The 10,110-nt window shown below is 45.5% G+C and carries 5 protein-coding genes; all 5 read left to right on the plus strand.

Going from position 1 to position 10,110, the window contains the following annotated elements:
* Positions 1-258 precede the first annotated feature (258 nt).
* A complete protein-coding gene (locus Q0668_RS04580) occupies positions 259-2,025 on the plus strand; it encodes a sigma-70 family RNA polymerase sigma factor (RefSeq protein WP_298860466.1) in 1,767 nt (588 codons plus the stop codon).
* Positions 2,026-2,231: 206 nt separating this feature from the next.
* The gene (locus tag Q0668_RS04585; protein WP_298860471.1) at positions 2,232-3,047 is read left to right on the plus strand and encodes an enoyl-ACP reductase; all 816 of its coding nucleotides are present in this window, start codon (positions 2,232-2,234) and stop codon (positions 3,045-3,047) included.
* A gap of 509 nt (positions 3,048-3,556) precedes the next feature.
* The gene (locus tag Q0668_RS04590) at positions 3,557-4,108 is read left to right on the plus strand and encodes a hypothetical protein (protein ID WP_298860474.1); all 552 of its coding nucleotides are present in this window, start codon (positions 3,557-3,559) and stop codon (positions 4,106-4,108) included.
* 40 nt (positions 4,109-4,148) lie between these two features.
* The gene (locus Q0668_RS04595; RefSeq protein ID WP_366918868.1) at positions 4,149-6,269 is read left to right on the plus strand and encodes a flotillin family protein; all 2,121 of its coding nucleotides are present in this window, start codon (positions 4,149-4,151) and stop codon (positions 6,267-6,269) included.
* Between the two features lie 156 nt (positions 6,270-6,425).
* A partial coding sequence (locus Q0668_RS04600) for a DNA repair ATPase (RefSeq protein ID WP_298860481.1) occupies positions 6,426-10,110 on the plus strand: 3,685 nt, incomplete at its 3' end.

Raw genomic sequence — 10,110 nt, forward strand, 5'->3', positions numbered from 1 at the left:
ACATTCAAAAACAGTCCACAGGTTTTGGAGTTTTTTGCTATGATTTCATTGCTCTATCGCTATAGGAATTGCGGTATGAAGAGTAGAGTGACACTACATAACAAATTAGCTGAGAATACTTTTGGAAAAGGAAGTGCGAGGAGCAACCGTGATGTCTTCGAAGAATACTTTCCTTTTATACTCATAAACTGAAACGCCGTGGTTACACACGGACGTGTGGCCATAATTTATTTGACATTCAAATTAAGGGAGTGACCAGTGCACCGTTTCGATGCCAATCTGAATTCACTATTTCAGGAAGCGGAAAAACAAGGTTTTTTAACATTTCAACAGGTTCATACTTTTCTCCCTGACGAAGGGGGCGATCCTGCCTTGATCGAGCACATTGTGCTAGGTCTGGAAGGACGTGGTCTGGATCTGATTGATGATCCCAACGCAGATATTGATGATGAGGAAATCACTGCCGTTGGTGCAACTACTACTACAGAAACAGATTCTCCTCCGGACTCCAGCGAAGAATCCGATGGGCCAACCCCAGCAATCGCTGAACCAGAAACATCTCTCTCTTCGCGCGATCCGATTCGCATGTATCTCAGCCAGATGGGAAATATTCCTTTGCTGAGCCGCTCACGTGAAATCTTTCTCGCCAAGAAGATAGAGATCACTCGCAAGCGATTCCGCCGCACCGTGCTGGAATCTGATTTTGCGTTGAAAATTGCGATCGACACTCTGGAAAAAGTTTATGCGGGTGAACTTCCATTCGAACGAACCTTGCGAACTTCAGATACGGAAGATGCAACCAAGGAACAGATTATGGGGCGTATGCCTTATAATATAGAAACCTTGAAAGCGCTTATGCAAAAAAACGTAGTCGATTTCGAGGCAATCAATTCTGGTGAGCTCTCAAAGCCTCAACAACGTGAAGTGCTAAAGCGAATGACGGTTCGCCGTCAGAAAATGGCGACACTCTGCGAGGAACTTTGTTTACGTACTCAGCGTCTACAGCCAGTACTCAAGCGAATTCACCAGATTGCCGCACGAATCAGAGAAGTTCAGGAACAACTGGATGACTTTAAACAAATTCGGCACAAGTCAACTGATACGCGACTGCTAGAACGCGAACTGGCGGAATTGACGGTGATGGTTGTTGAGTCATCCGATGATTTTCAGGCTCGTTCTCGCGAAATCAGCCGTCGCTTTGATGACTGGACCGAAGCCAAACAGCAGCTTTCAGGAGGTAACCTCCGGCTGGTAGTATCCATTGCCAAAAAATACCGAAACCGTGGCCTAAGCTTCCTGGACCTGATTCAGGAAGGAAATGCCGGTTTAATGCGAGGCGTCGAAAAGTATGAATATCGACGCGGTTACAAGTTTTCGACTTATGCCACATGGTGGATTCGTCAGGCAATTACTCGTGCCGTAGCCGACCATGCCCGTACCATTCGAATTCCCGTTCACATGTTCCAGAGCATTTCTACATTGAAAGCCCGCAGTGAGCAAATTCGTCAGGAAACAGGGCGTGAACCCACGATGGAAGAACTCGCTGATTCGGTAGGTCTAGGCGTAGAAGAGACCGAACGGATCATGAAAACCTGGAAGCATCCCATTAGTCTCGATACTCCCGTTGGAGAAAGCGAAGACAGTAGCTTTGGTGATTTCCTTGAAGACGGTCATGAATCTTCACCCGCCGATGCCGCCATGCGTGAGATGTTGAAAGACAAAATCGAACATGTTCTCAAAAGCCTGACTTATCGTGAGCGTGAAATTATTCGCCTGCGGTATGGTTTAGGTGATGGTTACAGCTATACACTCGAAGAAACGGGTCGGATTTTTAAAGTGACTCGTGAGCGTATTCGACAAATCGAGTCCAAGGCTTTGCGAAAGTTACAACATCAGACACGCAGTGCCCATCTCAGAGGTTTTGTCGATGCGATCTTCCCGAATAAAGAAGATGAGGAAAATGAAACCGAAGAAGGAGCTGAATCAGAGCAGGAAGCAACAACAATGGTTGCTGTAGTAGAATAATACCTGTATTCCTGTCGTACTAAATGCTTTACATCCAAGGCGGTTTGCTGTTTTCACGAACAACAAGCCGCCTTTGGCTTTTCTATTTCGGACAATTCGAATAGTTTATACCCAAATAGAAACCATTCTGACTTAAGAAACTAATTGAACGTTCTCAGGGAACGTTCATCTTCCCAGATCTCATAATCATTACGGAGTACTACAACATGGGGCTTTTTGAAGGCAAAAAAGGTCTGGTTTTTGGCATTGCCAATGACCACTCGATTGCATGGGCCATTACGGAAAAACTTTACGACGAAGGGGCTGAAATCGCTTTTACCCACCTTCCCGATAAAGACCCCGAACGTCCGCGGATGGAACGTCGTTTGAGAAAACTAGTCGAACCCAGGGGGGCAAAAATCATGCTCCCTTGTGATGTTACCAAAGATGAAGACCTTGATCGGGTTTTCGAAACGGTAAAACAAGAGTACGGCAAGATCGATTTCCTGCTGCACTCCGTGGCGTATGCGCCGATGGATGACCTGAAAGGTCCCGTTTATAATGTGAGTCGCGATGGTTTCAAACTATCGATGGAAATCAGCGTATACAGCTTATTGGCTATCACTGGTCGCGCGAAAGACATCCTGAATCCGGGTGGCAGTATTCTCACTCTCAGTTATCTGGGAGGGGAAAAAGTGATTCCCGGATATAACATCATGGGTGTTTGTAAGGCGGCTTTAGAGAATTCAGTGAAGTACCTCTCGAATGAGTTAGGCCCCGAGGGCATTCGCATCAACAGTTTGAGTGCAGGTCCACTCAAGACGCTCAGCTCATCTGCCGTTGGTGAATTTGATATGATGATGAAGCTTTATGAATCCATGTCACCCCTGCGTAAAAATATCACTCCGGAAGATGTCGGCAAATCAGGCATGTATCTTCTAAGTGATCTCTCAAGCGGCGTGACAGGCGAAAATCATCATGTCGATTCGGGATACCACGTGATGTCTGCACCACCAATTGAATTGCAACAACAGCAGGGGTAATCAAATCGATTCCTGCAAACCATAGTATTATTTCATGCCACCTGTTGAATACAATCGTTACAACAGGTGGCTTTTTTGCGCCCTGACGACCTCAATTACTGACATCGCACATTCGAAATCTTGAGCAAAATTTAGCTCACACGGATATTTTCACTGTTTTGCGCGTCTGATTTCATTAAATTGAATCTTCCCTGCACAACTGACTTTTTGCTAACGATTCCGATATCAAGAAAAAATCTGCTGGATTCTCAAGTTTTCGTGATCCAAACAGTCAAAGTTGCGTTCTTTATACTATGAGTTGGATTTTACGGCTCATACTCAAGTAACCGTACTCGTTGAAATCTTTTTTTCGAAGACGGCAAATCGATCTCACATCATCGCTTCTAAAGAAAATCAGCAGCCCGTCTGGCTTCAGGTTCTCCTTAGAATGGGAGCGTACAGTGTCTGAGTTTTTGCAATCCTGTTTTGAATGGCCAACATTACCAGCCTCCGTTCTGATGGTAATTTGCATGTTGTATTGGCTGAGTGTCATTCTGGGACTCATGGATTTCGATTTGCTCGATTTCGATCTGGATTTTGATATCAGTACGGAGAGCCCTTCATTCCTGGATTTCGGATTTATTGGACTGAAATTTCTGAATCTGGGTGAAGTGCCCATCATGCTTTGGATGAGTGTGTTTTCATTTAGCATGTGGTTGCTTTCGGTCAATTTTGATATCAAAATCGAAGTGCACACGATCATGGATTATCTGCCGATCGCTGCTCGAAATATTGGAATCAGTCTGGTAATTGTCAAGCTGCTCACACAGCCAATAAAGGGGATGTTTAGGTTTAAACCTCCGAATGAAATAGAGACTTTGTTAGGAAAAACCTGCCAGGTGACAAGCACGTCAGTGACAGAGCGATTTGGGCAGGCAGAACTGGAAGCGGAAGGAGCCCCGCTAAAACTACATATTCGATCCGAAGACAAAACGATCCAGAAGGGCGATCTGGTTCAACTGACAGACTTTAACACCGAACAACAGGTTTTTTACGTCGTAAAAACTAACCAGGAGTCTTAATACCATGTCCATGACGGCATTTACTTTATCTGCACCCTACATGCTGGGGTTTGTTCAATTGTTTGGTTCACAAGTGATTTCGATCATCATCTATGGTGTGATCGTCATCGTGGGGATGGCAGTTGCATTCTCTCGCTTTTACCGCAAGGTAGGGCCGGAAGAAGCCTTGGTGATTACCGGCCTGGGGGGACTGAAAGTTGCCACGGGCACCGGAATTATTGTAGTTCCCATTCTTCATCGGGCTGACCAAATGGACTTGTCAGTCAAACGTATTGAAATCGTTCGTAAAGGGGAAATTGGACTGATTTGTCGGGACAATATTCGCGCAGACATTGAAGTCGCCTTCTTTGTGCGTGTGAATAATACAGCTGTTGACATTCGGAATGTGGCTCAGTCACTAGGATGTCGCAGAGCCTCAAGCCGCGATGCATTGATCGAACTGTTTGATGCGAAATTTTCAGAAGCATTGAAAACCGTTGGTAAGCATTTCGATTTTGTCGAACTCTATAACGAACGGGACAAGTTCAAGGAAGAGATCCTTAAAATCATTGGTACCGATTTGAACGGCTATGTTTTGGATGACTGTGCGATTGACTATCTGGAACAGACACCCGTTGAAAAGCTGAGCCCCACAAATATTCTCGACGCGGAAGGGATCAAAAAGATTACCGATCTGACAGCCCGCGAACATATTCTATCCAATAACATTACACGCGAAAAAGAAAAAACCATTAAGAAGCAGGACGTGGAAGCACAGGAAACGATTCTGGAACTGGAACGACAGCGTGTCGAAGCGGTCGAAAAACAAACACGAGAAATCGCCTCGTTAACAGCGCGCGAGGAAGCAGAAGCTCGACGTGTAGAGCATGAAGAACGTCTCAAGGCGGAATCAGCACGTATCCGAACTGATGAAGAGTTGGCGATTGCCGAAGAAAATAAACTCCGCCAGGTCATCGTGGCAGAAAAGAGCAAGCAGCGGACTGAAGCTGTGGAAGCCGAACGTGTCGAGAAAGATCGTCTCTTGGAGGTCACCGAACGTGAACGGGTTGTCGGTCTGGCAGATATCAACAAAGAAAAAGTGATCGAAGTAGAAAAACGCAATATTCAAGAAGTGATTCGTGAGCGTGTGATCGTGGAGCGTGCCGTTGTAGAAGAACAGGAACGTATCAAAGATACCGAAGAATTTGCCGGTGCAGACCGTCTCAAACAGGTCACAGTGACCAAAGCAGAAATGGAAGCGGAAGAACATCTGGTCAAAGAAGTCAAAGCGGCTGAAGCACAGAAAGTGTCTTCAGAACTCCTGGCCCAAAAAGTTGTGATTGAGGCCGAAGCAGAAAAAACGGCTACCGAAAAGAAATCCGATGCCATCAAAGTCATGGCGGAAGCCAAAACAGCCGACGGCGCCGCCATTGGCTTGGCAGACGCTCAGGTGATGATTGCCAAAGCAGAAGCCACCGAGAAAACGGGGCAGGCCGAAGCCAACGTGATGATCGCCAAAGCCGAGGGTACTGAAAAGACAGGACAGGCGGAAGCCAACGTATTGATTGCGAAAGCGGATGCCACCGAAAAGACAGGAACCGCGGAAGCCAACGTCATGCAAATGAAGTTCAGCTCTGAGGCGACAGGTATTGTCGAAAAAGCCAAGGCGATGAAACTCTTTGATGGAGTCGGTCGCGAACACGAAGAATTCAAGATCAAAATCAATAAGGATAAAGATATTGAGCTGGCGGCAATCGCTGCTCAAACCGAAATTGCGGAAGCGCAGGCCGGTATCGTCGGCGAAGCACTGAAATCTGCCCGCATTGATATCGTCGGCGGAGAAACGACCTTCTTCGACAAGATTGTGGATTCGATCAAGAGCGGAAAAGCCGTCGATCGCTTTGTACATAACAGCGAAACGATCACCGATATCAAGAATACCTTCTTCAATGGAAATCCAGACTACTTTGAAGATCAACTCCAGACCTTCATTTCCCGCTTTGGAATTTCGTTTGAAGATGCAAAAAACCTTTCCATAGCGGCTCTGATTTCGCAATTATTGGTGAAAGCAGAAAGCGATGAAGATAAATCTATATTGAATCGCCTGCTGGCAACCGTGAAAAACCTGGGGATTTCAGAGCAAAAAGTGGCATCCTTCGTGAAAGCGAAACCTAAAAAGTAGGAAGGTAAACCTGAACACTTTCGACTTTTGAAAGAGTTTCATTCGGCTGACTCCTCACATGAATAATAATGTTATGTGAGGAGAGCCGATTGATAAAATGACTCAATCACGCTTGCGGAAATAAACAAAAACAGGATGTCCCGGGAAATACCATCAATGGCCGATTTGGAAAATGATTCTCAAGAGACTGCGCCGGACAATGCAGATGCCATTGCCCTGGAGAGCAGTACCTACGAAATTATCCAAAATCGTTTGCAGAGTCACGGTAAAGAGCTTCAGTCGCGGCTGGGTAACCTGAATGATCTGCGAAAAGAAGTATTCGGCTCGATTGAAACCCAGCTGCTGGGCAGTGAGCGGATCACGACAGAGCATAACTGTATCCCACGCGATATGCTGGCCGTCGGTAACCGATTTTTATTCGGATACAATGTTCACTTTGGACTGAAATCAGAAACCCATCTCAGCGATGTTTTCTCGGTCTACGAATTTAAAGATGGCATCTATCACGCCTTGCCACTGGATTTGATTCAGGATCCGGCGTTTGATAAAGACTTCAAAGACATCTACCGTTACTACAAAAATGCCACCTTTGCCAAGTTTTTTGTCAAAGGTCCTTTTTTGTATATGCTGTTTAAAGTTGGTAATGGTCCCAAAGATTTTAAGTCTTTCAAATGGGCCATGCAAAATGATCAACTGGTTTATGTCGACAATCGCAGCGATCACGAAGTTCAGTTTCCACCACAGCAAGAGTTTCAATGGACGCGCACACATCGCGATTTGCATTACAAGGGATTGCATCCGCATATTTCGATCGATGATCGACTTTTCGTCGAAACCATAGGCGGTGACCTGACAATCAAGATCGAAAACAATACAGAGACCGGGGAAGGAATCTATTCCGAGCCCGTCAATGATCCCGATCAGATCCTGGATGATGCGGAAATATTTTATGCCATTATCGGTTCGCTGATTTTGCTTAAAATTCGTCCCTATCAGGAAACAGAGTATCGCTATTTTATCTATAACGAGAAACTGCAAAAAGCGCAACGCCTTGATTCCATTAGAGATGCCTGTATTTTGCTGCCCGATGATCATGGGCTCGTTTTTTCGAATGGTTACTATCTGCAAAATGGTGAATCAAAAACATTCGAAACCGAACTGCAAAATATGCTCTACCAGGAGCGAATCGCCTCTCCCAATGGAGAAGATTTTCTCTACGTGTTTTATCAACCCGATCAGGGTGTTTACGTATTACTGCAATATAATGTGATCGAGCAAAGACTCGATACACCTTTAATCTGCCACGGGTTCACCCGGTTTGAAGGGGGAGAACTCATCTGTTTTTCCGGGCAGGATGAGCCGCAGAAGCATCACACGATTCAACTCTGGAAAACGCCCTACATCAGTGAATCTTTCCAGGTTCCACACAAAACGGATTCTTACCTCAATAAAATCGGCAACAAAGACGTCGTACGCGGCATGGCGGAATGCCATGAAGTCCTTGGTTTGATTTATCGTAAAGACGCATATGAAAATTTGTACGTTGACCTGGTGAAGCATACCAGCGATGTACTGGATTCGTACTTCTGGATCAATCACGAGGAAACGTTTGAACTGGGTGAGGTTGTTCTCGAAATCAAAAGGGCTGCAGAAGCAGCGGTTTCCGAGTATGAAAAGGTTTTACTACTCAGACAGAGTACAAAAAAATCAACAAACGAAGTCGAGTTAAAAACAAAGAAGACATTTACCGAAATCGATCAACGTCGTTTTGATAAAATCGACGATTTCGTTCAGAGCCTGGCCAAGTTGAGAGGATTACGAGGCGACGTCATCTCTCTACGTGATCTGCGGTATGTCGATCACAGCCTCATTGACCAACTGGAAAAAAATGTTGGCGAGCGAACTGATAAACTGGCAACGCGCTGTGTTTCCTTCCTGCTGCGAAATGATGCACTCAAACCGTATGCGGATCGAATTTCTGCAGCCACACAACAGATCGAAACCGTTGAAAAAGTTGCCGACGCGCGGAAAGTGGAAAAAGAGATAGAAGCCAGTTCAAACGAACTGGAAATGCTGATCGACATTGTCAGTAATCTTAAAGTCGAAGACACAACGCAGCGCACGGCCATTATCGATAACATTTCAGTAAACTTCTCACGCATCAATCAGTCGCGGGCAGCCCTGAAGGGACGCATCAAGGATTTGATGTCAGTCGAAGGCGTGGCGGAATTCAATGCACAGGTCAAGCTTCTCAATCAAGGAGTCGTGAATTACCTGGATGTCTCTGATTCACCTGGAAAATGTGATGATTATCTTACGAAGCTGATGATTCAGGTAGAGGAACTCGAAGGACGGTTTTCGGAATTCGATGAATTTGTTGAACAGTTAACGGAAAAGCGGGAAGAGATTTATGCCGCTTTTGAATCGCGCAAGCTATCGATTGTAGAAGGTCGCAACAAGCGGGCCAATTCTCTCGCAAAATCAGCAGATCGAATTCTGACGGGCATCCGGAGCCGTGCAGAGCAGTTGAAGTCAATCAATGAAATCAACGGGTACTTTGCATCAGACCTGATGATCGATAAAGTCAGAGATATTGTTCGCCAGTTGGGCGAGCTGGATGACACTGTCAAAGTTGATGATATTCAGGGGCGCCTAAAGAGTGTTCGAGAAGACGCCGTCAGGCAGTTAAAAGATAAACAGGAATTGTTTGTTGATGGCGAGAACATCATCAAACTCGGCAGTCGCAAGTTCACAGTCAACCGTCAGCCTCTGGATCTGACGACGGTCTACCGCGATGATGCCCTGCAGTTGCATTTGACGGGTACTAATTTCTTTGAAGTCATCAAAGATGAACGCCTTCTAGCGACGAAAGAGGTCTGGAATCAGGAAGTCGTCTCAGAAAATCGTAATGTGTATCGGGCGGAATATTTAACGTATTGCCTTTTGAAATCACTGGAAACCGATTCAGAGCATTCAGTCGAATCTCTTGTAAAACTGTCCGATGAGGAACTTCTGGCGTTTATCCAGATATTTATGGGACCCCGCTATAGCGAAGGTTATGTAAAAGGGGTTCACGATCAGGACGCACTCCTTCTGCTCCGGTCACTATTACATGTCAAACCAGCATTGGGGCTCTTGAAATATCAATCGAGCGCACGAGCATTGGCGACTTTGTATTGGGACTATTTTTGTGACGAAGAATCCAAAACACTCTTTGCCAGTAAGCTGGCCGGTTTTGGCAAAATCATGCAAGTATTCCCCCAAACGGGACAGCAGCAGTATTACATCAATGAATTAAAGCAGCAGCTCACACTGTTCGTCGAGAAAATATCCAGTTTGGATCAAGCATTGATTCCGGAATCAGCCGAGTATTTATTTGAGGAGTTAGTAGGCGCCAACCCATTTGTGATCAGCAAACGCGCCGCTGATCTCTACAATGACTTCGAAAAATATTTGAAGCACAATAACGCCCTCGAGCGATTCGAAGAAAGTCTAGCTGCGACCAGCGAGAATCCGATGAATTGGTTTCTGCTGTCCAGAGACTGGGTTCAGGCATTTCTAGATCATCAGAATTCGGAAGAAGATCACGATTATCGGGACGAAATTGCACTACTTTTAATCAAAGGGAAGCTGGATCGTAGTCGTTTGATCGATGCCCAGATCACGGCTCAAGTAGAAGGGCTCTCAGGTTCGCACGCGTGTATTCAAAGCGGTGTCTATCATCTGCACTTCAATCGTTATATGCAGCGATTGTCTGAATTTGAATCTATTAATGTTCCGCGCTTTGAATCATACGTCGCGTTAAAAAAAGAACTGGTTGAAACAACGCGCGAAACAATGC

The sequence above is a fragment of the uncultured Gimesia sp. genome, assembly GCF_937910335.1.
GTDB lineage: Bacteria > Planctomycetota > Planctomycetia > Planctomycetales > Planctomycetaceae > Gimesia.

What these genes read in the sequence shown, in the direction of transcription:
- Q0668_RS04590 (WP_298860474.1), top strand. Translation starts at nt 3,557, where the DNA reads ATGTTGTATTGGCTGAGTGTCATTCTGGGACTCATGGATTTCGATTTG.
- Q0668_RS04585 (WP_298860471.1), top strand. Translation starts at nt 2,232, where the DNA reads ATGGGGCTTTTTGAAGGCAAAAAAGGTCTGGTTTTTGGCATTGCCAAT.
- Q0668_RS04595 (WP_366918868.1), top strand. Translation starts at nt 4,149, where the DNA reads ATGCTGGGGTTTGTTCAATTGTTTGGTTCACAAGTGATTTCGATCATC.